This window comes from Massilia sp. H6, assembly GCF_024802625.1.
Lineage (GTDB): Bacteria > Pseudomonadota > Gammaproteobacteria > Burkholderiales > Burkholderiaceae_D > Telluria.
This window is the reverse complement of the sequence record NZ_CP103371.1, coordinates 2,114,483-2,140,497: the sequence shown is the minus strand read 5'-3', so window position 1 is coordinate 2,140,497 and position 26,015 is coordinate 2,114,483. Positions and strand designations below refer to the sequence as shown.

The 26,015-nt window shown below is 64.6% G+C and carries 25 protein-coding genes, 3 tRNA genes and 1 pseudogene; 13 read left to right on the top strand and 16 right to left on the bottom strand.

Annotated features, from left to right (window positions below):
- Positions 1-116: 116 nt before the first annotated feature.
- The 4 genes from tilS to cysS all read right to left on the bottom strand — a co-directional run bounded on the left by tilS (position 117) and on the right by cysS (position 4,720).
- Positions 117-1,526: a tRNA lysidine(34) synthetase TilS gene (tilS, locus tag NRS07_RS09615; protein WP_373889819.1), complete on the bottom strand. Its 1,410-nt coding sequence runs from the start codon at positions 1,524-1,526 to the stop codon at positions 117-119.
- 11 nt (positions 1,527-1,537) lie between these two features.
- Complete coding sequence (locus NRS07_RS09610) at positions 1,538-2,515, bottom strand: acetyl-CoA carboxylase carboxyltransferase subunit alpha (protein ID WP_259205835.1); 978 nt, start codon at positions 2,513-2,515, stop codon at positions 1,538-1,540.
- Positions 2,516-2,636: 121 nt separating this feature from the next.
- Entirely contained in the window at positions 2,637-3,332 is a 696-nt protein-coding gene (locus tag NRS07_RS09605; RefSeq protein ID WP_259205834.1) for a DNA-3-methyladenine glycosylase, read from the bottom strand.
- Positions 3,332-4,720, bottom strand: coding sequence for a cysteine--tRNA ligase (gene cysS, locus NRS07_RS09600; protein WP_259205833.1), 1,389 nt, complete (start codon positions 4,718-4,720; stop codon positions 3,332-3,334). Before cysS ends, NRS07_RS09605 begins: the two co-directional genes overlap by 1 nt.
- 254 nt (positions 4,721-4,974) lie before the next feature.
- On the opposite strand from cysS, the gene NRS07_RS09595 reads away from it, so the two are divergent.
- The 3 genes from NRS07_RS09595 (at position 4,975) to NRS07_RS09585 (ending at position 6,929) form a co-directional block, all read left to right on the top strand.
- Positions 4,975-5,619: a peptidylprolyl isomerase gene (locus NRS07_RS09595; RefSeq protein ID WP_259205832.1), complete on the top strand. Its 645-nt coding sequence runs from the start codon at positions 4,975-4,977 to the stop codon at positions 5,617-5,619.
- A 63-nt stretch (positions 5,620-5,682) separates the two neighbouring features.
- Positions 5,683-6,174, top strand: coding sequence for a peptidylprolyl isomerase (locus NRS07_RS09590; RefSeq protein WP_259205831.1), 492 nt, complete (start codon positions 5,683-5,685; stop codon positions 6,172-6,174).
- On the top strand, positions 6,174-6,929 hold the full coding sequence (locus NRS07_RS09585; protein WP_259205830.1) for a UDP-2,3-diacylglucosamine diphosphatase: 756 nt from the start codon (positions 6,174-6,176) through the stop codon (positions 6,927-6,929). The genes NRS07_RS09590 and NRS07_RS09585 overlap by 1 nt, the downstream gene beginning before the upstream one ends.
- 36 nt (positions 6,930-6,965) lie before the next feature.
- On the opposite strand, the gene NRS07_RS09580 is transcribed toward NRS07_RS09585, so the two are convergent.
- Positions 6,966-7,361: a type II toxin-antitoxin system MqsA family antitoxin gene (locus tag NRS07_RS09580; RefSeq protein ID WP_259205829.1), complete on the bottom strand. Its 396-nt coding sequence runs from the start codon at positions 7,359-7,361 to the stop codon at positions 6,966-6,968.
- 199 nt (positions 7,362-7,560) lie between these two features.
- Between NRS07_RS09580 and NRS07_RS09575 the strand changes: the two genes are divergently transcribed.
- The 4 genes from NRS07_RS09575 to NRS07_RS09560 are packed head-to-tail and all read left to right on the top strand — an operon-like array spanning position 7,561 to position 10,575.
- Positions 7,561-7,941, top strand: a complete 381-nt coding sequence (locus tag NRS07_RS09575) for a GntR family transcriptional regulator (RefSeq protein WP_259205828.1) — start codon at positions 7,561-7,563, stop codon at positions 7,939-7,941.
- Positions 7,938-8,810 carry an ABC transporter ATP-binding protein gene (locus NRS07_RS09570; protein WP_259205827.1) on the top strand — a complete coding sequence of 291 codons (873 nt, stop codon included), beginning with the start codon at positions 7,938-7,940 and terminating at the stop codon, positions 8,808-8,810. The genes NRS07_RS09575 and NRS07_RS09570 overlap by 4 nt, the downstream gene beginning before the upstream one ends.
- The gene (locus NRS07_RS09565; protein WP_259205825.1) at positions 8,807-9,775 is read left to right on the top strand and encodes an ABC-2 transporter permease; all 969 of its coding nucleotides are present in this window, start codon (positions 8,807-8,809) and stop codon (positions 9,773-9,775) included. The genes NRS07_RS09570 and NRS07_RS09565 overlap by 4 nt, the downstream gene beginning before the upstream one ends.
- 2 nt (positions 9,776-9,777) lie before the next feature.
- Positions 9,778-10,575, top strand: a complete 798-nt coding sequence (locus tag NRS07_RS09560; protein WP_259205822.1) for a hypothetical protein — start codon at positions 9,778-9,780, stop codon at positions 10,573-10,575.
- Here NRS07_RS09560 and NRS07_RS09555 read toward each other — a convergent pair.
- From NRS07_RS09555 to rnr, 4 genes and pseudogenes are all read right to left on the bottom strand, one after another.
- Entirely contained in the window at positions 10,535-11,224 is a 690-nt protein-coding gene (locus tag NRS07_RS09555) for a YceH family protein (RefSeq protein WP_259205820.1), read from the bottom strand. The genes NRS07_RS09560 and NRS07_RS09555 overlap by 41 nt on opposite strands.
- 8 nt (positions 11,225-11,232) lie before the next feature.
- Positions 11,233-11,970 carry a serine O-acetyltransferase gene (cysE, locus tag NRS07_RS09550; protein WP_259205819.1) on the bottom strand — a complete coding sequence of 246 codons (738 nt, stop codon included), beginning with the start codon at positions 11,968-11,970 and terminating at the stop codon, positions 11,233-11,235.
- 163 nt (positions 11,971-12,133) lie between these two features.
- A complete protein-coding gene (gene rlmB, locus NRS07_RS09545) occupies positions 12,134-12,886 on the bottom strand; it encodes a 23S rRNA (guanosine(2251)-2'-O)-methyltransferase RlmB (RefSeq protein WP_259205818.1) in 753 nt (250 codons plus the stop codon).
- An 874-nt stretch (positions 12,887-13,760) separates the two neighbouring features.
- Positions 13,761-15,978, bottom strand: a pseudogene (gene rnr / locus NRS07_RS09540) (ribonuclease R); the annotation flags it as partial.
- A 370-nt stretch (positions 15,979-16,348) separates the two neighbouring features.
- On the opposite strand from rnr, the gene NRS07_RS09535 reads away from it, so the two are divergent.
- The 5 genes from NRS07_RS09535 (at position 16,349) to phaP (ending at position 17,685) form a co-directional block, all read left to right on the top strand.
- Positions 16,349-16,433, top strand: a tRNA-Leu gene (locus tag NRS07_RS09535).
- A gap of 62 nt (positions 16,434-16,495) precedes the next feature.
- A tRNA-Leu gene (locus NRS07_RS09530) sits at positions 16,496-16,580 on the top strand.
- 73 nt (positions 16,581-16,653) lie between these two features.
- Positions 16,654-16,738: transfer RNA gene (locus NRS07_RS09525), tRNA-Leu, on the top strand.
- Between the two features lie 142 nt (positions 16,739-16,880).
- On the top strand, positions 16,881-17,081 hold the full coding sequence (locus tag NRS07_RS09520; protein ID WP_259212997.1) for a hypothetical protein: 201 nt from the start codon (positions 16,881-16,883) through the stop codon (positions 17,079-17,081).
- Positions 17,082-17,133: 52 nt separating this feature from the next.
- Complete coding sequence (gene phaP / locus NRS07_RS09515) at positions 17,134-17,685, top strand: TIGR01841 family phasin (RefSeq protein WP_259212992.1); 552 nt, start codon at positions 17,134-17,136, stop codon at positions 17,683-17,685.
- 93 nt (positions 17,686-17,778) lie between these two features.
- Here the strand turns inward: phaP and tssA are convergent, their stop codons facing one another.
- The 7 genes from tssA to NRS07_RS09480 all read right to left on the bottom strand — a co-directional run bounded on the left by tssA (position 17,779) and on the right by NRS07_RS09480 (position 25,219).
- The gene (gene tssA / locus NRS07_RS09510; RefSeq protein WP_259212989.1) at positions 17,779-18,759 is read right to left on the bottom strand and encodes a type VI secretion system protein TssA; all 981 of its coding nucleotides are present in this window, start codon (positions 18,757-18,759) and stop codon (positions 17,779-17,781) included.
- Entirely contained in the window at positions 18,753-21,449 is a 2,697-nt protein-coding gene (gene tssH, locus NRS07_RS09505; RefSeq protein WP_259212978.1) for a type VI secretion system ATPase TssH, read from the bottom strand. Before tssH ends, tssA begins: the two co-directional genes overlap by 7 nt.
- 37 nt (positions 21,450-21,486) lie before the next feature.
- On the bottom strand, positions 21,487-21,948 hold the full coding sequence (gene tssE / locus NRS07_RS09500; protein WP_259212976.1) for a type VI secretion system baseplate subunit TssE: 462 nt from the start codon (positions 21,946-21,948) through the stop codon (positions 21,487-21,489).
- A gap of 68 nt (positions 21,949-22,016) precedes the next feature.
- The gene (locus NRS07_RS09495; protein WP_259212974.1) at positions 22,017-22,508 is read right to left on the bottom strand and encodes a type VI secretion system tube protein Hcp; all 492 of its coding nucleotides are present in this window, start codon (positions 22,506-22,508) and stop codon (positions 22,017-22,019) included.
- 32 nt (positions 22,509-22,540) lie between these two features.
- Positions 22,541-24,040, bottom strand: a complete 1,500-nt coding sequence (gene tssC, locus NRS07_RS09490; protein WP_259212964.1) for a type VI secretion system contractile sheath large subunit — start codon at positions 24,038-24,040, stop codon at positions 22,541-22,543.
- Position 24,041: 1 nt separating this feature from the next.
- The gene (gene tssB / locus NRS07_RS09485) at positions 24,042-24,554 is read right to left on the bottom strand and encodes a type VI secretion system contractile sheath small subunit (RefSeq protein WP_259212962.1); all 513 of its coding nucleotides are present in this window, start codon (positions 24,552-24,554) and stop codon (positions 24,042-24,044) included.
- 68 nt (positions 24,555-24,622) lie between these two features.
- On the bottom strand, positions 24,623-25,219 hold the full coding sequence (locus NRS07_RS09480; protein ID WP_259212960.1) for a M48 family metallopeptidase: 597 nt from the start codon (positions 25,217-25,219) through the stop codon (positions 24,623-24,625).
- Positions 25,220-25,416: 197 nt separating this feature from the next.
- Here NRS07_RS09480 and tssJ point away from each other — a divergent pair, with 197 nt between their 5' ends.
- Entirely contained in the window at positions 25,417-25,977 is a 561-nt protein-coding gene (gene tssJ / locus NRS07_RS09475; RefSeq protein WP_259212959.1) for a type VI secretion system lipoprotein TssJ, read from the top strand.
- Positions 25,978-26,015 lie beyond the last annotated feature (38 nt).

Below are 26,015 nucleotides of genomic sequence, written 5' to 3'. Positions count from 1 at the left end.
TAAGAAGACCAGAAAGCGACCCTCACTCTAGCATGCTGCAGCGCAGTATCACAAGGCAGGGCATTCAAAAATGCTATACGAAAAGAAAATATAGGTATGCCTGCCGGGTGCAGGAACTAGCGCGCGTCCGCCACCCAGCGCAGCACGATGCCGCCGCCCTGCTCCGCGCCCAGGTGATGGCAATCCATGCCGATGCCGGCGGCGAACAAGAGCGCGCGCCCGGCGCTGACGACCGGCGCGCGCTCGCGCTCCCAGGCCGGCACGCCAAGCGACTGGAAATGCGCTTTCAGGCCGCGCGTCGGGCGATTCGGCGCCAGCTTGAGGCGCTCGCCACCCTTGCGGAAATCGATCGTCAGGGGCTGGGCGCGCAGCCAAAGGGCATCCAGGCCTGCCGGCGCGGCATCGAAATGCAGCACCCCGCCATAGGCAGGAAAAGCCAGCGACGGCTCGCCCGTCCAGCGAAACTCCTGGCCCAGTTTCTCGATCACGCCTTCATCGTCCGGGTCGCGCATGCCAGCAAGGTCGGGCAAGCGCGGCGTCAGGTGCAGCTTGCCGCGATGGCGGCGGATATGGCAGGCCGGGTGCGTGACCTTGATCTGGGCATCTTCGCGCGCGGAAAACAGCTGCGACACCATCTCGGCCAACCAGGCCGTCGATGGCATGGCCAGGCCGCGCAGCGCGAACAGGTGGCGCAGCAGGTTGTCGACCCGTTCGCGACTGAGCAATTGCAGGCGTGCCAGGTCGACCGTCTCGCCATCGCGGCAATGCGCCAGGTCTTGCGCCGCCAGCTCGTCGAGCATGCGCTGGGCCGCCTGGACGTGCGCCGCGCCGCGCGCCAGGCGCTGCTGGAAGCCGGGAAAGGCGGCGCCCAGCGCCGGCATCACCGTGTGACGCAGGGCATTGCGCGCATAGCGCGGATCGCTGTTGGATTCGTCTTCTACCCATGCCAGGTGTTCCGCCTGCGCATACGCTTCGAGCGCGGCGCGCGCCACCGGCAGCAGCGGGCGCGCCATGACCAGGCCAGGGTCGCCCAGCAGCTCGGGCGCATGGTTGGCGTTATCCATGCCGGACAGGCCGGCCGGGCCCGAGCCGCGCAGCAGTTGCAGCAGCACGGTTTCGGCCTGGTCGTCGAGGTGGTGGGCGGTAAGCAGCAGGGACACGCCGTGTCGCCGGCACATCTCGCCCAGTGCCCGGTAGCGCAGCGTGCGCGCAGCTGACTCGAGGCCATCCCGGCCTTTGACCACGTCCACCCGGCGGTGGTCAAAAGCTATGCCCAGCGCCGCGCAGGCTTGCGCGCAGTGCGCCAGCCAGGCATCGGCGTTCGGGCTCAGTCCGTGGTGGACATGGAGGGCATGCAGCGCAATGTCCTGGTCACGCGCCCAGTCGTGCGCCAGCCGCAGCAGCGCCATCGAGTCGAGGCCGCCACTGCAGGCGATGGCAATGGATGCCGGAGCGTAAGCGCTGCACAGGCCGTTCATGGCCTGGGCAAAGGCTGCCGGCACCTGGCCGGCCCGGGTGCGGCTCAAGATAAGCCCACTTACTCTTCGCTCGGCAATGTTTCCTTGAACTTGCCGTAGCTCATCAGTTTCTGGTGACGGGCTTCCAGCAGGTCCTTGGTCTTGACGCCGGTGAACTGGCGCAGCGTGTCGGCCAGCGCGCGCTTGAGCATCTGCGCCATGCCTTTCGGATCGCGGTGCGCGCCGCCCAGCGGCTCGCTGACGATCTTGTCGATCAGGCCCATGGCTTTCAGGCGATGCGCGGTCAGGCCCAGGGCGTCGGCGGCGTCGGAGGCGCGCTCGGAGGTCTTCCACAGGATCGACGCGCAGCCTTCCGGGGAAATCACCGAATAGGTCGCGTATTGCAGCATCAGCACCGCGTCGCCCACGGCAATGGCCAGTGCGCCGCCGGAACCGCCTTCACCGATGATGGTGGCGATCAGCGGCACTTTCAGTTCGGCCATGACGTACAGGTTGTGGCCGATCGCTTCGGACTGGCCGCGCTCTTCGGCGTCGATGCCGGGGAAGGCGCCGGGGGTATCCACGAAGGTAAAGATCGGCAGGCCGAACTTCTCGGCGACCTTCATCAGGCGCATCGCCTTACGGTAGCCTTCTGGCTTGGGCATGCCGAAATTGCGCAGCGCGCGTTCCTTGGTGTCGCGCCCCTTCTGGTGGCCGATGACCATGCAGGCCTGGCCGTTGAAACGGGCCAGGCCGCCGATGATCGACTGGTCGTCGGCGAAACTGCGGTCGCCATGCAGCTCGTGGAAGTCGGTGAAGATCTCGTTCACGTAGTCCATGGTGTAGGGACGCTGCGGGTGACGGGCAATCTGCGACACCTGCCAGGGGGTCAGCTTGGCGTAGATATCCTTGGTCAGCTGCTGGCTTTTCTTGGCCAGGCGGTCGATTTCTTCGGAAATGTCGACCGCGGAATCGTCTTGCACGAAGCGCAGCTCTTCAATCTTGGAATCGAGCTCGGCAATAGGCTGCTCGAAATTAAGGAAAGTTGTTTTAGTCATTGTACCTCCGGATTATTTCGTGGCCGCAGCGGTTTCTTTGCTACGGCACGCTTGGGACCCTGCCCTGCACAGGCCACGTTGCGGGCGCTATTTTACCGTACCCCTGCCAGCCGAGGAATGCCTAAACCGGGTCCAGGCTACGCCACAGGTACCAGGTCGCGACCGTGCGATACGGTTCCCAGTTGGCCGCCACCTCGCGCGCGTCGCTGCGCGAGACCGGCTCGCCGGAAAAATAGTTCTGGCTGATGCCCTGGATCAGGCCAGCGTCGTCGAGTGGCAGGACATTGGGCCGGAGCAGATTAAAGATCAAAAACATCTCTGCTGTCCAGCGGCTGATGCCACGGATCTGGACCAGTTCGGCGATGACGGCCTCGTCGTCCATCTCGGACCACTGGTCGGCATGCACGCGCTTGGCCTTGAAATGGTCGGCCAGATCGAGGATGTACTCGGTCTTGCGCTTGGACAAACCACAACCGGCCAGCTCTGGCGCGCCGGCCTTGAGCACCTGCGCCGGCGACAGCTTGGGGCAGATCGCCAGCAGCTTGCCCCAGGCCAGGTCGGCGGCCTTGACCGTGACCTGCTGGCCGACGATCGAGCGCGCCAGCGTGGTGAACGGGTCGGGATGGCCGCGCAGGTGCAGGTCGCCGAATTGCGGAATGAGCTTGTTCATGATGCGGTCGCGCGCCATCAGCGCGGCCTTCGCTTCGGCCCAGTAGGCGGGCACTTGCGCTTCGCCCAGCGGGTCGCCGCGCCGCTCTACCCGCGGCTCGGTCACCAGCTCCGGGGCCGCCACCGGCTTGTCCTGGTCGGCAGCCATTATGCGCGGCGCCAGGTCGTCGTTCCGTCCGGCTTGTCTTCCAGGATGATCCCGGCGGCGGTCAGTTCGGCGCGAATGGCATCGGCCTGCGCAAAGTCGCGGGCCGCCTTGGCCGCGCTGCGGCGCGCGATGGCGTCGGCGACGCCGGCGTCGTCGCCACCCTTGCTGCCGCCTTGCAGGTAAGCCTGCGGCGAACGCTCGAGCAGTCCCAGCACACCGCCCAAGGCCTTGAGCTGGCGCGCGGCGTCGACCGACTTGGTGCGGTTGACTTCGCCGGCCAGGTCGAACAGCTCGGCCACTGCCAGCGCGGTATTGAAGTCGTCGTCCATGGCTTCGCGAAAGCGCAGCGCGTGGGCTTCGTCCCAGTTGACCGCGGGGATTTCACTTCCGAGCTCGACCATCGACAGCGCCGTGTACAGGCGATTGAGGGCGCCCCTGGCGTCGTCGATATGGGCATCGGAATAGTTCAGCGGGCTGCGGTAGTGCGCGCGCAGGATGAAGAAGCGGATGACTTCGGCATCGTATTGCTTGAGCACGTCGCGGATGGTGAAGAAATTGCCCAGCGATTTGGACATTTTTTCGTTGTCCACGCGCACGAAGCCGTTGTGGATCCAGTAGTTGACCATGTCGCCGCCGAAGGCGCCTTCGGACTGGGCGATTTCGTTCTCGTGGTGCGGGAACTGCAGGTCGGCGCCGCCACCGTGGATGTCGAAATGCTCGCCGAGCGTGGCGCAGGACATGGCCGAGCATTCGATATGCCAGCCCGGACGGCCCTGACCCCATTTGGAATGCCATTTGGCGTCCAGCGGCTCGGCATCCTTGGCGGCCTTCCATAGCACGAAGTCGAGCGGATCGCGCTTGCCGCTGTTGACGTCGACGCGCTCGCCGGCGCGCAGGTCGTCGAGCGACTTGCCGGAGAGCTTGCCATAACCCTGGAAGCCGCGCACCGCATAGTTGACGTCGCCATCATCACCCCGGTAGGCCAGCCCCTTGGCTTCGAGCTGCTCGATGATCGACAGCATCTGCGGCACGTAGTCGGTGGCGCGCGGCACGACGCTCGGCGGCAGCATGTTGAGTGCGGCGATGTCCTCGTCCATGTAGGCAACGTTGCGGTCGACCAGCTGCTTGATGCTCTCGCCATTCTCGACCGCGCGCTTGATGATCTTGTCGTCGATGTCGGTAATGTTGCGGACATAGGTGACCTGGTAGCCCGACACCATCAGCCAGCGATAGATGACGTCGAAGGCCATCATCATCCGCGCGTGCCCGATATGGCAGTAGTCGTAGACGGTCATGCCGCACACATACATGCCGACCTTGCCGGGTTCTATCGGGACAAATACCTGCTTGTCACGCGCGAGCGTGTTGTAGATCTTGAGTTGGCTCATGGATGTGTTCTAACAAGGGGAGGGATCGGGCAATGCGGTAGCGGCACGAACGCTTGCTAGGCGTGTGCCGGCACGGCGGGATTGCGTCGAGATCGCCTGGACCCTTGGTGTTGTTCTTCTTTGATAGAATGGGACGTTCTGCGCAAAGTATAGCATTGTTAAAATCCCGGCTGTCCGCATATGGTTCAGCTTTATTTTTCCGTAAAAGACTTGACATCGCCTTGCGCGATGCCCACTCCAGGAGAGTCCCGCCGATGACCAGATCCTTCCGCACTGTCCTTCTGCGCCGCCTCGCGCTCGGCTCCGGCGCCCTGCTGCTCGCCGGTGCGGCCTGGGCCGACGCGCCTGCCCTGGCGAACGTCGAGACTGCCGCTGCACCCGTCAACGGCCCGCAAGTGTCGATCAAGACCTCGAAGGGCGAGATTGTCCTTCAGCTCGACCAGGACCGGGCGCCCAGGACCGTGGACAACTTCATGCAGTACGTCAAGCAAGGCTTCTACAAGGGCACGATCTTCCACCGCGTGATCGAAGGCTTCATGATCCAGGCCGGCGGCATGAACGAAAAATTCGAGGGTCGCAAGACCAACAAGCCAGTCAAGAACGAATCAAGCAATGGCCTGTCGAACCAGCCGTATACGGTGGCCATGGCGCGCGAAGACCATCCCGATTCGGCGACCTCGCAGTTCTTCATCAACGTGGCCGACAATTCCGGCATCGATTTTCCGAACTACAAAGGCTCGGGCTATACCGTGTTCGGCAAGGTCGTGAAAGGCCAGGACGTCGTCGACAAGATCAAGATGGTATTGGTGGACGACGTCAAGGGCATGCAGAACGTGCCGGTGATCCCGATCCACATTCAGTCGGTGAGCGTCCTCAAGGGCGACAAGCTTGTAAAATAGCGCGCTGTGGAGGCGCATTCCGTTCTTGCACCCCTTAAACAACAACCACTAAAAGGATCATCGATGACCAGCGTACGCATGACTACCAACATGGGCAACATCACCATCGAACTGGACGCGGAAAAAGCGCCGAAGACGGTCGCCAATTTCATTGACTATGTCAACAAGGGCCACTTCAGCAACACCATCTTCCACCGCGTGATCAAGGACTTCATGGTCCAGGGCGGCGGTTTCGAGCCGGGCATGAAGCAGAAAGACACCGATGCCACCGTCGAGAACGAGGGCAAGAACGGCCTGAAGAACGACAAGTACACCGTCGCCATGGCCCGCACTTCGGCCCCGCACTCGGCATCGGCCCAGTTCTTCATCAACACCAAGGACAATGCCTTCCTGAACTATCCGGGCCAGGACGGCTGGGGTTATGCCGTATTCGGCAAGGTCACCGAAGGCCAGGACATCGTCGACCAGATGAATGCCGTCAAGACCAGCCGCACTGGCATGCACGCGGACGTGCCGGTCGACCCGATCATCATCGAAAAAGCCGAAGTCATCTGATGCGCACCGTGCGCGCGCCCGCGCGCACCCTGGCGCTGTTCGTCTCCGACCTGCACCTGCAGGCGGCGCATCCGCGCACGGCCGAGGCTTTCTTCCGCTTCCTGGCCGAGCGCGCGGTGCATGCCGAGAGGCTATATTTGCTCGGCGATATTTTCGAATACTGGGCCGGCGACGACGATCTGGACGAGCCTTTCCACCAGAGCGTCATCGCGGCGCTGCGCGCCGTTAGCGCCGCGGGCGTGAGTGTCTATTGGCTGGCCGGCAACCGCGATTTTTTGGTAGGTCCGGGCCTGGCCGAAGCGGCCGGCCTGGAGCTGCTGGCCGAGCCGCACGTGATCGAACTTGGCGGCAAGCGCATCGCGCTGGTGCACGGCGACGCCCAGTGCACGGCCGACCTCAAGTACATGGCCTTCCGTGCCCAGGTGCGCGACCGCGCATGGCAGCAGCATTTTCTCGGCATGCCGCTGGCACAGAGAAAGAGCATCATTGCCGGCCTGCGCGAAGGCAGCCGCGAAGCACAGGCCGGGCAAGCCTACGAGATCATGGACGTGACACCGAGCGCGGTGGAGGCGCTGTTTGCCGATACCGGGGCGGACGTGATCGTCCACGGACATACGCACCGGCCGGCCGTGCATGCGGTGGGCGGCAAGCTGCGCTATGTACTGCCGGACTGGGAGCGCGACAGCGAGCCCCTGCGCGGTGGCTGGCTGGAGCTTGATGCTGCAGGGCAGTTTGCGGCGCACACGATCGACTGAGCTGCTTCGGCAGGGCTAGCGCCCTGCCCGCCCGGGCTAGGCCAGCTCATCGAGCAGGCGCGGGTGCCGTCCCAGTAATTCCAGCAGCTTGACCAGCGCCACCGGCGCCTGCGCCTGCCCCGCCTCGTAGCGGGCAAATCCACCCTCTTCTTCACCGAACATCGCATCGGCCCTGCCCAGGCTGAGTCCGAGCGCCTTGCGCATGGCGCGGATGTCACGCGGCCCGGCTCGATCCACCCCGCGCCGGAAGGCGCGGATCAGGTCGCCATAGTGCTCCAACTCGCCCACCGTGAAGATCACCTCGTTGCAGCCGGCACAGCAGTCGGCCATGACTTCGGGGATGGTGGTGTGCTTCCCCTTGTAGCTGTAGACCATGTCGCGGGTGGCGTGGACCAGTGGAGCCAGGCCGCAGCTCGGGCAGTGATGCATCATGCTCTCCTTGTTTGCTTGACAGCCATCCTACCAAAGAGCGCGCCCGGGGCGCGCCCGTCCGGAGGTGAGAACAATCTCGCGTCTGTATGTTGACATTTTCCACACTACTGTTATACCTTACTACCACACCATATCAACCACTTACCCAAACCGGAGGCAGCGATGCATCACACCGCTTTACGACCAAGGAGGGCTGGACATGACAGTCGGCTGGAATGACAACACCCCCATCTACCGCCAGCTCAAGGAGCGGGTGGTGGGCATGATGCTCGACGGCTTGCTCAAGGCGGGCGACGCCCTGCCCTCGGTGCGCCAGGTCGCGGCTGAATATCAACTCAATCCGATCACCGTATCGAAGGCTTACCAGGAACTGGTCGACGAGAACTTAGTGGAAAAGCGAAGGGGAATTGGCATGTATGTCACCGAAGGAGCAAGCGAGAAACTCTTGACCACCGAACGCGAGCGCTTCATCCGCGAAGAGTGGCCCGCCATGGTCGAGCGCATTCGCCGCCTTGGCCTGGACATCGAACAGCTGCTGCGCGCCGCCCAGCCCGGCGCAGCGCCCGGAGGCAGGGCATGAGCGCCGTGATCGAAGCACGCGGCCTGACCAAGCGCTACGGCAAGCGTACCGCCATCGACGGCATCGATTTCGACATTGCCGCCGGGCGCATCGTCGGGCTGATCGGCCCCAACGGCTCGGGTAAGACCACCACGCTCAAGGCCGCCCTCGGCCTGATTGCCTTCGACGGCCAGCTGTCGGTACTGGGCTACGACCCGCGCACCCAGCGCGACGACCTGATGAAGGACGTCTGCTTCATTGCCGACGTGGCGATCCTGCCGCGCTGGCTGCGGGTACGCGACGCGATCGACTTCGTGGCAGGGGTGCACCCGCGCTTCGACCGCAGCAAGGCCGAGCGCTACATTGCCAATACCAAGCTCGCCCCGAATATGAAGGTCAAGGAGATGTCGAAGGGCATGATCGTCCAGCTGCACCTGGCACTGGTGATGGCGATCGATGCCAAGCTGCTGGTACTGGATGAACCGACGCTGGGCCTGGACATCATCTACCGCAAGCAGTTCTACCAGAACCTGCTGGAAGACTATTTTGACGAACTGAAAACCATCATCATCACCACCCACCAGGTGGAAGAGGTCGAGCATATCCTGACCGACCTGATGTTCATCCGCGACGGCAAGATCGTGCTGGCCGCGTCGATGGAAGAAATCGGCGAGCGCTATACCGAAGTGATGGTCTCGGCCGACAAGCTCACCGCCGCCAATGCGCTGCAGCCGATCGACCAGCGCACCGTGTTCGGCAAATCGGTGATGCTGTTCGATTCGAGCAGGCCGGGCGGTGTCGCGCGCAGCCAGCTGGCCCAGCTGGGCGAAACCCGTAACCCCAGCGTCGCCGACCTGTTCGTCGCGACCATGAAAGGAAGCTACGCATGAAAACGATGAAATGGCTGCTCCGGCGCGAGTTCTGGGAGCACAAGGGCGCATTCTTCTGGGCGCCGGTCGCGGTGGGCTGCGCGCTGGTGCTGTTCATCGGCGGCGGCTTCATGTACACGATGACCTTCGGCGGCATGGACAACATCCAGATCGACGGCCACAACGTGGTGTCGATCCAGGGCTTCCCGCCTGAGCTGCGCTACAAGATCGCGCACATCCTGGCATCGAGCTACATGGGCATTGCGGCGCCGCTGTTCGTCGTGCTGCCGGTGGTGGTGTTCTTCTACTGCCTGTCGGCGCTGCATGACGACCGGCGCGACCGCAGCATCCTGTTCTGGAAATCGCTGCCGCTGTCGGACCGTGACACCGTGGCCTCGAAAGTCATCACCGCCCTGTGCGTGGTGCCCTTGATCACGATCGCCATCGCGGTGGCGGTCGCGCTGCTGCTGCTGGTGCTGGGCATGTTCAGCGCGGCGGGCAAGGGCCTGAACCTGTTCGCACCGGTGCTGACCCAACCGAACCTCTACCTCAGCCCCCTGTACCTGCTGGCCTTTTTGCCGCTCTACATCCTGTGGGCGCTGCCGACCGTGGGCTGGCTGCTGATGGTGTCGAGCTGGGCGCGCTCGAAGGTCTTCCTGTGGGCGGTTGGCATTCCACTGGTGACGGTCGTGCTGCTCAAGTGGTTCAATTTCCTGCTCGGCCAGGTGTCGGCCACGCTCATCGACCTCGACTGGTTCGTCGAGCAGGTGGTGGTGCGCGGCCTGGGCGGCCTGCTGCCGGGGATCTGGCTGGGCGCGGCCGACATGTCGGCGTTCGTGAACAACGACGAGGGCCTCGATCCGGCGCTGCTGCTGGCCCAGTCCTACCTGACCCTGGCGACGCCGGGTGTGTGGCTGGGCGTGGCGGCCGGGGTGGCGATGCTGTTCGCTGCGGTGCGCCTGCGCCGCTTCCGCGACGAGGGTTGAGCATGCGCGCACTGAAGGCTATTGTTATCGGCGGCCTGCTCCTGAGTGGCGCCGCACCGGCTGCGCCTGTGAAGGAACTCGACCCGGTGCATGTGAATGCCATGCGCAACCCGGAGGTGAAGAAATACAAGGCGATTCTGGCCGGCCTGGACACCTTCGACAAGTACCACGGGCTGGCACCTGCGGTCGGCAAGCTGCAGTTTCGCTTGAGCGCGCGCGGCAAGGACGAGATGCCCGAGCCGCTGGCGGTGCGCCTGGCCGGCGATGACGGCTTCCGGCTGCCGCTGGCGCTAGACGCCGGGAACCGGTTCGAGGTGCCGCGCAACGCGGCGGCGCTGGCTGCGAAGAGCGAGCTGGAACTGAACCGCAAGCGGCGCGCCTACCGGATCGAGCCCGACATCCGCACACCGGGATTGGCCGCCAACCAGCGCCGGCTGGGCGACCTGCGGCTGGAATGCAAGGTGATGATCGCCATCGGCAAGGAAGAGATGCCGCTCTGGGGTGTGGCCCTGGTCAACGGCGTCCTGCTGCGAACCGATTGGTGCAGTTTCTTCGGCGATGAAACGTCGACGGCCTACGGGGGCGTGGCGAAAGAGGCGACCTTTGGCTCGCGCGCCGAAGCCCCCTTGGCGCAGGCCGTGCTGATCGACGGGAACCGCTCGGCATTGTTGGAGGTCAGCGGCAGCTCGTTTAACGTCCCGATCGGCAACTCCACCTGGAGCGACGACGCAATCGTCGAACTGCACTTCGCCGGGCCGCCTACTGGAACTGCTGGCGAAACGCCTCGAACTGCGCCTTGAGGTCTTCGAGTTCGCCGCGCAGTACGGCGACTTCGTGTTCGAGCTGGCCGACGCGGCCGCCGCCGCTACCTGCAGTGCCGGCGGCCGCGGGTTCGTAGGCATTGGCCGGGAGCTCGCCGCCCAGCAGGTGGCCGTAGCGCGATTCCTTGGTGCCCGGCGCGCGCTCCAGCCGCGCCACCAGCGGCGGGTATTTATCGATCAAAAATTGCAGCGCGGTCTCGACATCCGGCACGCTCTTGAAGTCGTGCAGGCGCCCGCTACGGGTGCGGATTTCGCCGGCGGTCTGCAAGCCGCGCAGCATCAGGATGCTGAGCACCGCCACCTTGTCTTGCTCGAGCGTCCATTTGATGCGCATGCGGTGCTCGTATTTCACGACCCGCGCGCCAGCCTGAGAAATCGCGCTGACCAGCTTGCGTTCGATCAGGCGCTGCAGCGTGTCCTGCACGCTGTCGTCGGTCATCTGCATGATCGGATCGCGGCTGGTCAGCTGATTGCAGCCGTTGACGATCGCGTTGAGCGACATCGGATAATTATCGGGTGTCAGCGCTTCTTTCTCGGCCAGCACCGCGAGCACACGGATTTCCTGGGGATCGAGCACGGCAGCGGCATTGCCGCCCGCTGCCGGCGCTGCGGTCAATTCATTCGTCATGCGTTTCCTTAGTCGACCAGTCGGTTCAGTTGTTCCGAGTCGAGTTTAGCACCCTCCTCGACCTTCGGACAGCACAGGCCGGCCTCGCGCATGGTGTTGGTGAGGCGCTCGATCTGTTCGTCCTGGCGCGCGACATGGTCGATCAAGCCGCGCAGCGCCTTCGACAGCGGATCGTCGCCGCTGGGCGTGACGCCGTAGGCGGCAAACAGCTGGGCGCTGCGCGACTGCTCTTCTTTGCGGATGATATGGGCCGGGTTGCCGACCGCGGTCGCGCCGCCCGGCACCGGTTTGACGACGACGGCGTTGGAGCCGATCTTGGCGTATTCGCCGACCGTAAAGGCGCCCAGCACCTGGGCGCCGGCGCCGACGATCACGCCGCGCTCGAGCGTCGGATGGCGCTTGGTGCCGGCCACCAGCGTGGTGCCGCCCAGGGTCACGCCCTGGTAGATCGTGCATTCGTCGCCGACGACGGCGGTCTCGCCGATCACCACCCCGAAACCATGGTCGATGAATACCCGGCGGCCGATGACGGCGCCGGGATGGATCTCGATGCCGGTGACGACGCGCGCGAGGTAGGAAATGAAGCGGCCGATCCATTTCAGGTCGCGCTTCCAGCAGGCATGCGCCCAGGTATGCATGATCACGGCATGCAGGCCAGGATAGCAGGTCAGGACTTCCCAGCCGTTACGGGCGGCAGGGTCGCGCTGGAGGATGTTGCGAATATCTTCGCGTAGATGAGAAAACATAATGTGGATGATCGCCGGCTAGATGCGATGGTAGCGTATGTGGCGGGGGTTTGCTTGAGGGGCAAGGGAAAGCCCGGGCTGCGTGCCCGGAACGAACTTGGGGGGAACGACGCCTGTGGCATGGTTCCCCCCAAATCGTGCGTGAAACCGGTTACAGCGAGCGCTAGCCCACCGCGCCTTCGCGCGCGATGCGCTGACGGCGTGCCTCATACAGGCACACGCCCGATGCCACCGACACGTTCAGGCTCTCAACCGAGCCGAACATGGGAATTCCGACCAGCACGTCGCAGGTCTCGCGCGTGAGGCGGCGCATGCCTTCGCCCTCGGAACCCATCACCAGTGCGGCCGGGCCGGTGAAATCGGCTTCGTACAGGCCCTTGTCGGCGTCGTCGGTGGTACCGATCAGGAGGATGTCGCGTTCCTTCAGCTCGCGCATGGTGCGCGCGAGATTGGTGACCGTAATGTAGGGCACGGTCTCGGCGGCGCCGCTGGCGACCTTGGCGGCGGTGGCGTTCAGGCCCACCGCGCGGTCTTTCGGGACGATGACCGCATGCGCGCCGACACCGTCGGCCACGCGCAGGCAGGCGCCCAGGTTGTGCGGATCGGTGATGCCGTCGAGGATCAGCAGCAGCGGCGGGCCGTCGACTGCGTCGAGCAGCTCGTCGAGGTTGCGCGCCAGCGCCAGCTGGCTGGCGAAGGCGATCACGCCCTGGTGGCGGCGGGTACCGGTGATCTTGTCGAGGCGCGCGGCATCGACCGGCATCACGCGCACGCCGGCCGACTTGGCGTTGGCGATCAGGTCGTGCATGCGGCGGTCCTGGCGCGTGGCGTCGACGAAGATCTCTTCCACCGACTGCGCCTCGTGGCGCAGGCGCGAAGTCACCGCGTGGAACCCGAATAACATTTTATTTTTCATTGCTTTGCTCTCATTGCTTACTTCTTCCGGCTAGTTTTGGCGGCAGGTGGCGCAGCCTGCGCCTCGGTTTGCGGTGCGCTCGTCTTGGCGGCACTCTTGCTTGGGGTCTTGCTTGCGGTCTTGCTTGCGGTCTTGGCCGGCGCCTTGGCGGCACGCTTGGCCGGCGCCTCGTCGGCCGCAGCCTTGGCTGGTGCCTTGGCCTTGGCCGGGGCCTTGACCTTGAGCGGGGCTTCTGCTGCAGCTTCGACCGGTGCCTTGGCCTTGGCCGGCGCTTTGGCCTTGGCCGGTGCCTTGGCCTTGATCGGCGCCTCGACCGGTGCCGCAGCCTCGGCTACCAGCTTGGCTTTCGCCTTGGCCGGGGCCTTGGCTGGCTTGGCTGGCGCCGCAGCGACCGGTACCTGGGCAGGTATTGCGGCAGGTATCGCGGCAGGTAACACGGCAGGAACCACGACAGCCGTGACGGCAGGCGCCTCCACGACTTTCGGGCTGCGCGCGCCTGCACTGTGGCCTGCGCTATGGCCTGCGCTGTGGCCTGCGCCGTCGCCCGCGTTCCTGGCGGCGGCAGCGGCCTTGCGCGCACTGCGCGACAGGCGCTTCGATGGCGCTGCCACGTCCGGCTCGCTCGCGGCCGCCGGTTCGGTGCTCGCGAAGCGCGACGGTGCGACGCCCGCGCCGGCTTCAGGCGCGCGGCTCTCGCCCTTGCCCTTGCCTTTGCCTTTGCCTTTATTGTTGCGGCTGCGCTCCTTGTCGCGCCCACGGCGCGAACCCGAGGACTTGTCCGATTTCTGGGTCCTCGGTTCAGTGGTCTCGCCGGCGTCCTGGCGGGCGCGCTCGACCGGCGCCGGGCTGCTCTGTGCGCCATCGGCGCTATCGGCCAGCACCAGGTCGATCTTGCGCGACTCGAGGTCGACTTTCGCGACCTTGACGTTCACCTTGCTGGTCAGGCCGTAGCGCTGGCCGGAACGCTCGCCGCGCAGCTCGTGGCGCGCTTCGTCGTACTGGAAGTAATCGGTCCCGAGGGCGCTGATATGCACCAGGCCTTCGACATACAGGTCGTCGAGGGTCACGAAAATGCCAAAGGCGGTCACGCCGGACACGGTGCCGGTGAAATCTTCACCCAGCTTGTCTTGCATGAAGAAGCATTTGAGCCAGTTCTCGACATCGCGCGAGGCTTCGTCGGCGCGGCGCTCGTTGGCCGAACAGTGCACACCCAGCGCATCCCAGATGGTCAGGTCTTTCTCGCCCTTCTTCGGCTTGCCATCGGCCTTGTCCTTGGCCGCCTGCTTGCGCGCCGAATTCGACACCGTGGTATTGAGCTTGGCCAGTTCGATGCCCTTCGGCTCGTACTTCTTGCCCTGCAGGATCGCCTTGATGGCGCGGTGGGTCAGCAGGTCGGGATAGCGCCGGATCGGGCTGGTGAAGTGGGCGTAGGCCTCGTAGGCCAGGCCGAAGTGGCCAACATTGTCCGGGCTATAGACCGCCTGCTGCATCGAGCGCAGCAGCATGGTCTGCAACAGCGCGGCATCGGGGCGCTCCTTGATCTTCTGGAGCGTGTCGGCGTAGTCGCGCGCGGTCGGCTTGGTGCCGCCGCCCAGGTTCAGGCCCACCAGCTTCAGGAAGGTGCGCAGCTGATTGAGCTTTTCCTCGGTCGGGGTGGCGTGGATGCGGAAGGTGCCCGGATGCTTGTGGTGGATCAGCAGGTCGGCGGCGCACACGTTCGCGGCCAGCATGCACTCTTCGATCAGGCGGTGCGCATCGTTGCGGGTGCGCGGGATGATCTTCTCGATCTTGCCTACCGCGTTGCACACGATATAGGTTTCGGTGGTTTCGAAGTCGATCGCACCGCGCTCCTGGCGCGCCTTGAGCAGCGCGCGGAACACTTCGTTCAGGTGCAGCAGGTGCGGCACGATGCCCGGGCGGCGCGCCGCTTCCGGACCCTTGGTGTTGCCCAGGATGTCGGCCACCTCGTTATAGGTCATGCGCGCGGCCGAATGGATCACGGCCGGGTAGAACTGGTAGGCCGTGACTTCGCCGTCGAGCGTGACGACCATGTCGCATACCAGGGTGCAGCGGTCGACCGCCGGGTTCAGCGAGCACAGGCCGTTGGACAGCTTCTCGGGCAGCATCGGGATCACGCGGCGCGGGAAATACACCGAGGTGCTGCGCTCGATCGCGTCTTCGTCGAGCGCGTCGTTCGGCTTGACGTAATGGCTGACGTCGGCGATCGCCACCAGCAGGCGGTAGCCGCGCGCCGCGCCCAGCATGACTGGCTCGCAATACACCGCATCGTCGAAGTCGCGCGCATCTTCGCCATCGATGGTTACCAGCGGCACGTCGCGCAGGTCGACCCGGTTGGCCAGGTCGGCATCGATGACTTCGCTCGGCAGGCGGTTGGCCTGCTTCAGAGCGGCAGCCGAAAACACGTGCGGCACGCCGAACTTGCGCACTGCGATTTCGATCTCCATGCCCGGGTCGTCCAGCTCGCCGAGCACTTCGTGGATTCTGCCGGTCGGCTGCTGGAAGCGCGACGGCTGCTCGATGACTTCGACGCTGACGATCTGGCCGGCCTTGGCCTTGCCCGGCCCGCCCGCCACCAGGATGTCCTGGCTCATGCGGTTGTCCTCGGGCGCGACGATCCAGACGCCGCCCTCGTTCATCAGGCGTCCGATGATGTGGGTATTGGCGCGCTGGATGACTTCGACGATCGTCCCTTCCAGGCGGCCGCGGCGGTCGGTGCCGGTGACGCGTGCGCGCACGCGGTCGCCGTTGAGTACCTTGTTCATTTCCTTGTCGTTCAAGAACAGGTCGTCGCCGCTCTCGTCTGGAATGACGAAGCCGTAGCCATCGCGGTGCGCGCTGACGCGCCCGGTGATGAAGCTGGACTGGTCGGCCAGCGAATAGGTGCCGCTGCTGTCGGAACGGATCTGGCCGTCACGCTCCATGGCGTTCAGGCGGCGGCCCAGAACTTCCTGGGCGGCAGGCTTGACCTGCAGAACACGTGCCAGTTCGGCCGCATCGAGCGGGCCGGTGGCAGTACGAAAGACGGCGAGGATGTCCTCGCGGCTCGGAATGGTATGAGTAGGTTGCTTCAAATCGTTTTCTTATTTCTCTTGATTGTGGGCGCCGTCATTGCAGGACCTGAGCAGACGCGCGGGATTGGGTTTGATTGACACCTTGACAGGCGTAGTGTAACGGAGGACGCGGCGATTCGCCTAGCATATGGCGTCAAGCGGGCGCGCAGCGTGCTTGCAGGAACCCGCGCGCATCGCCACTGCGGGGTCTTTGACTTTTGCAAACCTTCCGCTATAATCTCGGTCTCTTCAGCAAGGGGCGCAAGCCGCAGCAGAAGAAAAGGCAGTAGCAGGAAGTGGGTTTTGCAGCGATGATCGACTGGATGGTTCAGAAAGTTGATCTGGCGAAAAGCGCCAAAGCCTGTTATTGTATCAGAGTAAGCAGTTCAGTGCCCACGTGGCGGAATTGGTAGACGCGCATGGTTCAGGTCCATGTGCCGCGAGGTGTGGGGGTTCGAGTCCCTCCGTGGGCACCACTCTACCGGTAGTAGATCCGCAGCAGTTCGTTGTCATCGTTGTCTGTTGTTGCAGTACCAGTGCCCACGTGGCGGAATTGGTAGACGCGCATGGTTCAGGTCCATGTGCCGCGAGGTGTGGGGGTTCGAGTCCCTCCGTGGGCACCACTCTACTGGCTTTATCCGCAGCAGTTCGTTGTACCGTTTCACCGTTGTTTGTGTTTGCAGTAGCAGTAACAGTGCCCACGTGGCGGAATTGGTAGACGCGCATGGTTCAGGTCCATGTGCCGCGAGGTGTGGGGGTTCGAGTCCCTCCGTGGGCACCAAACTCTACCTGGATGTCATATCCCGCAAAACGCCGTAAGCTTTGAAAAAGGCTTACGGCGTTTTGCGTTGGCGCGTTCGATTTTCACATGCAGGCCAGGCGCCGCTTGACTTGCAGCACCATGAGGGTAAGCTCGACTGGCCATGAAAATCATTGTTCCCTGTCTCCTGATCCTCGTCCTCGCGGCGAATACCGCGCTGGCGGGCCCGGCGCCCTGGTTCCAGTGGCGCAGCAAACTCAACGGTGCGCTGGCCTGTTCGCAAACGCCGCTCGGACCCGGCTGGGAAAAATCCAGCGGGCCGTATCGGGACGCGCGTTGCGAAAAACCCATTGTTGCTAAATAATGGGGTTGCAAGCGCAGCTCAACGATCCATTCCAATTACGGAGGAGACACCGATGTTCACCAGTCCGGAGCAGTTCGCCAACGCCACCAAGACCCTGTTCGACCTGCAGATGCAGACCTTTAACGCCCTCGCCAGCAAGACCGTGAAAGGCGTGGAGCAAGTAGTGGCGCTGAACATGAATGTAGCGAAGAGCTCGATGGAAGGCTCGATTGCCGCCGGCCAGGAGATGGCCAAGGCCAGCGACCCGAAAGCGGCGATCGCCGCCCTGCATGCCCGCATGCAGCCTGGCGCGGCCGGCGCCAGCGAGTACCGCGAGCAGATGAAGACCATCATCGACGAAATGCAGCAGGAGTTCCGCCAGGCCGCCGATACCCACGTGGCCGAAGCCAAGAGCACGCTGTCGGCACTGATCTACGACGTCACCCAGAACGTCAAGCCGGGTTCCGAGAACGCCGTCGAGATCATCAAGACCGCGATCGACAACGCCTTCAAGGGTTATGAGCAGGTGACGCAGGCTACCCGCCAGGCGGTGCAGAGCGTCGAGGAACAGATCGCCAAGGCCAGCTCGATGGTCCAGCCGGGAACCCAGAAACCGGCTGAATAGTCAACGATCACTTCGTCATACCGTGAAAGAAAATTTCAAATTGTTGCTCCATATGAAATTTTCTTTCACATTCCAAAGCATCAATCAGCGCCCTCAGCTGTCCTCTATTCCCAGTAAATCCTCCAGCCGCGCCAGCGACGCGTCATCCTTGATGACCGAGCGCAGCCATGCATGCAAGGGCTGCTCGCCCCAGCGCGCCGCTTTCTCCGCCAGGTAAGCGACCGGGCTGTGCGGTTCGGTGCGGCGGAAGAATTCGGCCACGCCGCGCAGCTGCGCCAGGGCCTGTTCGCGGCTTTGCAGCGGACCGTCCAGCAGGAGCGTCGACTGCGCGGGCGCCATCGCGACCGCGCTCGCCGAAGCTGGCGGCCGCGCCTGCAGCGGCGTAAGCGCCGCCACCGCGGGCGCGACCAGGTCGGCCAGGTCGCGCAAGGCCACCCGGGCCGCACCGAAACTGGGGCCATCGGTACCGAGCCGGCCATCTAGCACGCTTTCGAGTTCGTCCAAGGCCGCGCTGCAGTCTTGTGCATCGCGTAGCAAAGCCTGGCGCGCGGCCGGCGTGGCACGCGCCCGCGCCGCCTCAAGCTCGGCCAGCGCTTCGGGCCCGCGCGCGCGCGCCGCTTCCCAGGCCAGCACGGTGACGCCGTCGGCCACCGGGATGTCCCTGGCCAGCGGCGCCACCCGCGCCGCCACCCAGGCCAGGTTGCCGATGCGGCGCTCGTGACCCTCTTCGTCGGGCAGCGGATGCACCTGCTCCCAGTAGCGTTCGCACAATCCGGCCACCAGGCGCAGGCTATCGGCCAGGCCGCGCAGCCCGGCCGTCTTGGCGCTGGCCTCGGCCAGCCAGACTGCCAGCTGCAGATGCTTGCTGCGGGTCTCGAGCAATTCGATGCAGCGCTGCGCGACAAACTTCCAGTCCGCTTCCTTGAGCGTCGTGACCCAGGCGCCCTGCTCGATCGATGGATCGTCGGCCTGGCGCGCGCGGCTGATGGCGTCGAGCTCGGGCGCGAACGCGAGGTCCTCGCCGCAGGGCTGTTCGATGCTGATCGGGACCAGCAGTGCAGCGAGGTTCAGCATGCCAGCTCCCGGGAAAGCTCGGCGGCATCGATCGCGTACTTGAATTTGCCGGCCTTGGTCGCGCTTACCTTCACGCGGGCGATCGCGCCGCCTTCGGCCATCTGCGCCAGCACGCTGTCGGCGATCTCGGGCAGCAGCGTGCCATTAAGGATGTGGTCGACATTGCGCGCGCCGGAATCGACCTCGGTACAGCGCCTGAGCACCGCCGCCACCAGTGCTTCGTCGTACTCGAAGCGCGCGCGGTGATTGCTCATGACGCGTTCTGCAATGCGGTCGAGCTTTTGCCGGATGATCCGGCCCAGGACCTCGTCGCGGATCGGGTAGAACGGCACCACGCACAGGCGCCCCAGGAAGGCGGGCTTGAAGTGCCGCATCAGTTGCGGGCGAATCAGGTCGGCCAGCTGTGCCGGATCCGGCAGCTCGTGTACGGGTTTGTTCAGGCAGGCGCCCATCATCTGGCTGGAACCGACGTTCGAGGTCAGGATGATGATGGTGTTGCGGAAATCGATCTGGCGCCCCTCGGCATCGTCGAGCACGCCTTTGTCGAACACCTGGAAAAACAATTCCAGCACGTCGGCATGGGCTTTCTCGACTTCGTCGAGCAGTACCACGCTGTAGGGATTGCGCCGCACCGCTTCGGTCAGCACCCCGCCCTCGCCGTAGCCGACATAGCCCGGCGGCGAGCCTTTCAGGCTCGCGACGCTGTGCGACTCCTGGTATTCGCTCATGTTGATGGTGATGAGCTTGCGCTCGCCGCCATACAGGATGTCGGCCAGCGCCAGTGCGGTCTCGGTCTTGCCAACACCGGAGCTGCCGACGAACAGGAACACGCCTTTCGGCTTGTTGGGGTCATCGAGGTTGGCGCGCGCCGTGCGCACCCGCTGGGCCACCGCGCCGCTGGCCTGCGGCTGGCCCAGAATGCGTTCGTCCAGCAGCGCCTGCAGCTTGACCACCGTGCGCAGCTCGTCCTTGACCATCCGGCCCAGCGGAATGCCGGTCCAGCTGGCGACGATTTCCGCCACCGTGTGGCTGTCCACCTGCACCGGCACCAGCGGCGACTCGCCCTGCAGGCCTCGCAAGAGCTCGGTGCGGGCGCGCAGCGCGGCCACGCCGGCCGGCCGGCCGTCATCGGTGTCGGCCACGGCTGCGTCCTCGAGCGCGCAGCGCATGGCGCCAATCTCGGCGACGATGCGCTGCTCTTCGTCCCAGCGGCGCTGCAGGCCGATACGCTCGTCGTCCAGCGCGGACCGCTGCTGGCGCAGCTGCGCCAGCTTGTCTTCGTGACTGGCGCCGGCATTGGCTTCGCGCTGCAGCGCACTGACCTGGGCGTCGATGCGCTCGATCTGGCCGCTGCAGTCTTCCAGCGCAGCCGGCGTCGAGCTCCTACCCAGTGCCACCTTGGCGCAGGCCGTATCGAGCACGCTGATCGCCTTGTCGGGCAGCTGACGCCCGCTGATATAGCGGTGCGACAGGCGTACCGCCTCGAGCACGGCTTCGTCGAGGATGCGTACGCCGAAATGGTTTTCCATCAGCGGCGCCATGGCGCGCAGCATGGCGCCGGCGGTGGCTTCGTCGGGTTCTTCCACCTTGATCACCTGGAAGCGGCGCGCCAGGGCTGCGTCTTTCTCGAAATACTTCTTGTACTCGCTCCAGGTGGTGGCCGCGATGGTGCGCAGTTCGCCGCGCGCCAGCGCCGGTTTGAGCAGGTTGGCCGCGTCGTTCTGGCCGGCCGCGCCGCCGGCGCCGATCATGGTATGCGCCTCGTCGATGAACAAGATGATGGCGTGCGGGCTGCGCTTGACCTCGTCGATCACGCTCTTGAGGCGGTTCTCGAACTCGCCCTTGACGCTGGCGCCAGCCTGCAGCAGACCCATGTCGAGCGTATGGATCTCGACCCCGCGCAGCACCTCGGGCACTTGGCCCAGCGCGATGCGCAAGGCCAGGCCCTCGACCACGGCGGTCTTGCCCACGCCCGCCTCGCCGGTCAGGATCGGGTTGTTCTGGCGCCGCCGCATCAGGATATCGATGGCCTGGCGAATCTCTGGATCGCGCCCGATCACCGGGTCGACCTGGCCCGCGCGTGCGCGCCCGGTCAGGCAGGTGGTGTACCGGTCGAGCGCCGCGGTGGCGCGCCCTGGACTGGCCGCGATCTCGCTGGCGGCGTCGCCCGCGCTCTCCTCCACTGGCATCGCTACCGGCTGCGCTTCGCGCGAGCCATGCGTAATCTTGACGAAATCGTGCTTGAGGCGGTCGATCGGGAATGCCCTGAACAGCGGCGAGGCCCGCTGCGCCAGTTGCGCCAGCGAAGGCTCGGTGAGCAGCGCCAGCAGCAGGTGGCCGCTGCGGATCTGGATGGCTTGCCCATTGGCGCCTGGCGTGAGCGACGCGATCAGCCAGGCGTGCTCGAACAGTGTCGGCAGGTGGCGCGAAAACACCGGCGTGCGCGTGCTGCCGGTGGCAAAGCGCGCGACCTCGTTGCGCAGATCGCTCTCCAGGCCCGTGAGGCTGATACCGCTGGCCTGCGCGACAATGGCCAGGTCGCTGTCCGGCTGCTCGATCAGGCCCAGGCACAAGTGCTCGATCTCGACTTCGTACTGCCCCAGGCCAACGCAGATCGAGGCCGCGCGCGTCGCGGCGGCGCGGGTCGTGTCGTTAAGCTTGCCGATCAGGGTCTTCAGATTGATGTCCATGGTGTCGCTTTCTAAGAAAGGGGGCACTAGCGGGGGACTAGCGCTTGCGCTTGACGGCGTAGTGCAGCGACGACGGCTGCAGCACCGCATTGAAGTTAACCGTCTCTGCGCCCGCGGAGACGGCGAGCCGGGCATGGATGGCGAAGTGAAGGCGGTTGACACTGCCCTGGTCGGGTTCGAGCGTGGCACTGATGTCGACCAGGCGCGGCTCGTGGGCTTTGATCGCGTTTTGGATACTGGCGCAGACGACGGCGCGGTCGACGCTGCTGGTAAGGCAGTAGCCGGCGAAATCCGCCAGGCCGTAGTGCAGCAGCGAGCCGCGCGCCTCCGCATAGGGGGCCAGGAGCGCCGGGTCGAAGGCCAGGCGCGTGTTGAGCAGCGCCTCGAGGTCGCGCGCCACGCTGTCCTTGAGCTGTTCGCCCGTGACCGGTGTGCCGGCCGCGTCCGGCGGGCGTTGGTCCATGAGGCGATCAAGCAGCCCCGGGGTATGGGCCTTCATGGTCTCTCCAGAAACAGGCGCGGCGCCGCGCTGAGCTGCGTGGCGCCGCGCAGAACGACGAAGCGTTGTCAGACCACCTTGTTGGCCGCCAGGTCCCAACCACCCGAGGTATTGCCGCCGGTGCCGCCGCCAATCTTCTGCTGCGTGTACTTCCATTTGATCTTCGAGAACTTCAGGCCGACTTCTTCCTGGATAATGCTGCCTTCCTTGACGCTGGGCTGGACGCCGCCGATCAGGACGTTCTCGAGTTCGATCTCGAAATACTTCACCCGGTCGCCCTGGCCATCGGCGCGCATGAACTCCATCTTCGCCTTGGGGATCGTCTTGCCGGCCGAGCAGGTCTGCAGCAAGATCGGCGAGGCCAGGTCGGCCAGCTTCTTGAACGAGATTTCTTCGTGCTCGCAGCGTTCGGCGGTGTGGCCACCGCCAGTTGACGCAGTCGCCGAGCGCGGCTGCTTCACGCCCCAGTCGACGGCAATGCACTCGATCCAATCCTTGTGCTTGTCGTCCATCGATTCGCCCTTGATACCATCGATCTGCAGATATACGTCGATTGCCATGTTCTACTCCGTTGAGGGTGAGTGAAAACTGCTTAGCTTTTGGTCGATTGCGGCAGCTCCGCGACCAGTCGGAGCGAAACGGACAGCTCGTCGAGCTGGAAATGCGGACGCAGGAAGGACACCGCGCGGTATACGCCCGGACGGCCCGCAACTTCCGACACCTGGACGCTGGCTTCGCGTAGCGGGAACTGGGCCTTCTGGTCCTGGCTCGCGTTGTCGTCCAGCAGCACGTACTGGGTCAGCCAGCGGTTCAGGTAATCCTCGACGTTGGCGGCGGCGGCGAAGCTGCCGATCTTGTCGCGCATCATGGCTTTCATGTAGTGCGCGATGCGCGAGACCGCGAAGATGTACTGCAGCTGCGAAGACAGCACCGCATTGGCGTTGGCCGCCTCGTTGTTGTATTTCTTGGCCTTCTGCGCCGACTGGGCGCCGAAGAAGGCCGCGTACGAGGTGTTCTTGCAGTGCACCAGCGAGATGAAACCGAGGTCCGACAGCTCTTTTTCGCGGCGGTCGGTAATGGCCAGCTCGGTCGGGCACTTGAGTGCAACTTCGCCTTCGTCGGTCTTGAAAGTATGCGCCGGCAGGTTCTCCACCAGGCCGCCGCCTTCGACGCCGCGGATCGCGGCGCACCAGCCATAGTCCTCGAAGGCCTTGGTCAATTTCGAGGCAAACGCGTAGGCGGCATTGCACCACAAGTATTTCTGGTGGTCGCTGCCATCGACATCCTCGACGTAATTGAAGCCTTCGGTGGTCATGCCATCGGCCGGATGGTAAGGCAGGCGTCCCAGGAAGCGCGGCAGGGTCAGGCCGACATAGCGCGCATCTTCCGACTCGCGAAAGGCCTTCCATTTGGCGTATTCGACAGTGTCGAATACCTTGGCCAGATCGCGCGGCTTGCCCAGGTCGCCGAAGCTGTCGACCCCGAACAGTTCCGGCGAACTCGATGTGATGAAAGGCGCGTGGCTGGCGGCAGCGACGTGCGACATCTGCTCCAGAAAGTAGATGTCTTCGGGCTGGCGCGAAATCTCGAAGTCGCCGATCAAGGTGCCGTAGGGCGCGCCGCCGAAGCTGCCGAATTCTTCTTCGTAGACCTTCTTGAATATGGCGCTCTGGTCGAACTCCATGGCCGTCTGGAAGTCTTTGACCAGCTCGCGCTTGCTGGCATTGAGCATGCGCACCTGCAGGTTGGCGCCAGTGGCGCTGTTCTTCACCAGGTAATGCAGCCCGGTCCAGCTGCGCTCGAGCTTCTGGAATTCGGGCGCATGCATCACGCTTGATAGCTGCTCGGAGATCATGCGGTCGAGCTCTGCCAGCCGCGCGTCGATGGTGGCCGACAGGTTGTTCGACACGACCATCGTGCCCTGCATGACCTGGGTCACCAGCTCCGAAATCAGGTCGCGCGCGCGTTCGTGCTCGCTGGTGGACCTGGCCACCCGGCTTTGCTCGACGATCTGGTCGAGCAGCGAGGTTTCCAGCTCCACGGCCTGGGCCGGCGCACCCTGGCTGGCCGGAATATCGAGGACGGCCGCCATCTCAGGCCTCCTTGGGTGGCAGGGCTTGCTTGCGCAGGCCGTCGAGTTTTTCGGTGTTGCCAAGTACCTCGCTGAGGATATCCTCGAGCTTGTCGTTCCCGGCCAGCTTGTTGCGCAGGTCGGCCAGCTTGGTACGCGCTTCGAGCAGGCCGCTCAAGGGTTTGACCTGGCGCACCACCGACTCCGGGCGGAAGTCGTCCATCGTCTTGAACTGCAGCTCCACCCCGATCTGGCCACCCGGCGCCGACAGGTGGTTTTCCACCATGAAGCTGGCCACCGGCGCCACCGCGCCGAGCACCTCATCGAAATTTCCAGCGTCGACATTGACGAATTTACGGTCCTTGAGCCGCTTCTTTTCGGCGTGTGGGTCGTTGCCGAAATCACCTACCACGCCCACCACGAACGGCAGTTCCTTGTTCTCGGTGGCGTCGCCGATCTCGACGTCATAGGTCATCTGCACGCGCGGCGCGCGCACCTTCTGCAAGCGTTTCTGGACGCTTTCATTCTTGGACATGTCGACTCCAGGTTGCGGGATGGGATAAGTTGAGGCCGGGAAGCCGGCCAGGAAGCCGGCCGGGGAGATTACTTAAGACCGCTGAACGGGTCCTTGTCGTTGCTGGCGCTACTGCTGCTGGCCGCCCTGGCCGGGGCCGGCGCGGCGTCGCGTGGCGCCCGCGCCCGCGCCGTGGGACTTTTCGTCGCGGCTGCGGGCTTGAACAGGTTGGGCTCACCCAGGCTGGTGCGCAGCATGAGGGCCAGGTCCTGGGCCTCGCTCTTGACGTCTCCCTGCAGATTGTTCTTGCGGGTCAGGTCGGCCAACGCCTTGCTGGCCACCCGCAGGCCGCTGACGGCGACGATGCTGTGCGCCACCTTGTCGTCCGGATCGCGTTCGAGCGCCTCGTGGGCATGAGAGATGGCTTCGCCGTACACACCAGCGTTGAAGCGGATCTGCGCCATTTTCACCCAAGGGCGCTTGTCGACCGGGTGGGCATCGCCGGCGGCCTTGAGCATCGCATAGGCTTTTTCTTCCTGTTTCGCCGCGATCGCCTGGTCGGCTTCGGCAAAGACCTGTTCTCCGACGGCGACATGCGATTGGCGGGCCACGCCTTGCGGACCAGTGGCGCACCCGGCCAGGGTGACGACTCCCACGATCAGGGGCATCAAGCGTTTCAACATCATGTTGATTCTCCACGACAGTTAAACCAGCCACCATTATTCGCATACCCAACTTTGCGAAATTGCGCACTGTCAACGAACGCCGAGTTCGGCTCAAACCTGCACGCGACGGCATGAACTTGCGCGCGATCAGCGCAGTCATGCGCCAGTCCGGTTCAATCCCTGCTTGGCCTTGCGGTTTTTGATCAGAGGACATAGCAATGAGAAAAATTTATCTGCTGGCGCTGGGCTTGGCGGCCGCCCTGTCCGGGTGTGCCAGCAACGGGATGGCGGGCGCGGCACTGGAAGCGGTCGGGCTGCGCAAGCCGCCCGAATTGCCCGATGCGCAAAAGGCAGCGCGTACGGTGGCGCTACGCCTGCATGCATCGCACAAGCTCAACGCCGACAGGAACGGGCAGCCACTGGCGCTGGCGGTGCGCATCTACCAGCTGCGCCACAAGGAAGCCTTTGAGCAGGCGCCCTATGCCGTCTTTCTGAGCCCCCAGGCCGAGCGCGCCAACCTGGGTAGCGACCTGGTGCAGGTGCGGGAAATCATGCTGGTGCCGGGCCAGCGCTACGAGGTGCTGGAAAAGGTCGGCCGCGAAGCCAGCCACCTGGCCGTGGTCGCCTTGTTCCAGCGGCCGGCCGCCGGGCGCTGGCGCGCCAGTTTCCCGGCCGGCGAGGCCGAGCGCACCGGCCTGACGCTGGGCTTGCATGCCTGCGCCTTGACGGCCGGCGCCAGTTCACCGGCGCCGTCGCTTTCGTCTGTGCGCTGTCAATGAATCGGTTGTTGTTTCCGCCAAGCTAGGAATTTCCGCAC

What these genes read in the sequence shown, in the direction of transcription:
- cysE (WP_259205819.1), bottom strand. Translation starts at nt 11,970, where the DNA reads ATGTTTTCTCATCTACGCGAAGATATTCGCAACATCCTCCAGCGCGAC.
- tssC (WP_259212964.1), bottom strand. Translation starts at nt 24,040, where the DNA reads ATGGCGGCCGTCCTCGATATTCCGGCCAGCCAGGGTGCGCCGGCCCAG.
- NRS07_RS09595 (WP_259205832.1), top strand. Translation starts at nt 4,975, where the DNA reads ATGACCAGATCCTTCCGCACTGTCCTTCTGCGCCGCCTCGCGCTCGGC.
- NRS07_RS09590 (WP_259205831.1), top strand. Translation starts at nt 5,683, where the DNA reads ATGACCAGCGTACGCATGACTACCAACATGGGCAACATCACCATCGAA.
- tssB (WP_259212962.1), bottom strand. Translation starts at nt 24,554, where the DNA reads ATGTCCAAGAATGAAAGCGTCCAGAAACGCTTGCAGAAGGTGCGCGCG.
- tssH (WP_259212978.1), bottom strand. Translation starts at nt 21,449, where the DNA reads ATGGACATCAATCTGAAGACCCTGATCGGCAAGCTTAACGACACGACC.
- NRS07_RS09580 (WP_259205829.1), bottom strand. Translation starts at nt 7,361, where the DNA reads ATGATGCATCACTGCCCGAGCTGCGGCCTGGCTCCACTGGTCCACGCC.
- NRS07_RS09605 (WP_259205834.1), bottom strand. Translation starts at nt 3,332, where the DNA reads ATGGCTGCCGACCAGGACAAGCCGGTGGCGGCCCCGGAGCTGGTGACC.
- NRS07_RS09480 (WP_259212960.1), bottom strand. Translation starts at nt 25,219, where the DNA reads ATGATGTTGAAACGCTTGATGCCCCTGATCGTGGGAGTCGTCACCCTG.
- tssJ (WP_259212959.1), top strand. Translation starts at nt 25,417, where the DNA reads ATGAGAAAAATTTATCTGCTGGCGCTGGGCTTGGCGGCCGCCCTGTCC.
- NRS07_RS09560 (WP_259205822.1), top strand. Translation starts at nt 9,778, where the DNA reads ATGCGCGCACTGAAGGCTATTGTTATCGGCGGCCTGCTCCTGAGTGGC.
- NRS07_RS09565 (WP_259205825.1), top strand. Translation starts at nt 8,807, where the DNA reads ATGAAAACGATGAAATGGCTGCTCCGGCGCGAGTTCTGGGAGCACAAG.
- NRS07_RS09555 (WP_259205820.1), bottom strand. Translation starts at nt 11,224, where the DNA reads ATGACGAATGAATTGACCGCAGCGCCGGCAGCGGGCGGCAATGCCGCT.
- tssA (WP_259212989.1), bottom strand. Translation starts at nt 18,759, where the DNA reads ATGCTGAACCTCGCTGCACTGCTGGTCCCGATCAGCATCGAACAGCCC.
- NRS07_RS09610 (WP_259205835.1), bottom strand. Translation starts at nt 2,515, where the DNA reads ATGACTAAAACAACTTTCCTTAATTTCGAGCAGCCTATTGCCGAGCTC.
- NRS07_RS09495 (WP_259212974.1), bottom strand. Translation starts at nt 22,508, where the DNA reads ATGGCAATCGACGTATATCTGCAGATCGATGGTATCAAGGGCGAATCG.
- tssE (WP_259212976.1), bottom strand. Translation starts at nt 21,948, where the DNA reads ATGAAGGCCCATACCCCGGGGCTGCTTGATCGCCTCATGGACCAACGC.
- rlmB (WP_259205818.1), bottom strand. Translation starts at nt 12,886, where the DNA reads ATGAAAAATAAAATGTTATTCGGGTTCCACGCGGTGACTTCGCGCCTG.
- NRS07_RS09585 (WP_259205830.1), top strand. Translation starts at nt 6,174, where the DNA reads ATGCGCACCGTGCGCGCGCCCGCGCGCACCCTGGCGCTGTTCGTCTCC.
- NRS07_RS09520 (WP_259212997.1), top strand. Translation starts at nt 16,881, where the DNA reads ATGAAAATCATTGTTCCCTGTCTCCTGATCCTCGTCCTCGCGGCGAAT.
- NRS07_RS09570 (WP_259205827.1), top strand. Translation starts at nt 7,938, where the DNA reads ATGAGCGCCGTGATCGAAGCACGCGGCCTGACCAAGCGCTACGGCAAG.
- cysS (WP_259205833.1), bottom strand. Translation starts at nt 4,720, where the DNA reads ATGAGCCAACTCAAGATCTACAACACGCTCGCGCGTGACAAGCAGGTA.
- NRS07_RS09575 (WP_259205828.1), top strand. Translation starts at nt 7,561, where the DNA reads ATGACAGTCGGCTGGAATGACAACACCCCCATCTACCGCCAGCTCAAG.
- phaP (WP_259212992.1), top strand. Translation starts at nt 17,134, where the DNA reads ATGTTCACCAGTCCGGAGCAGTTCGCCAACGCCACCAAGACCCTGTTC.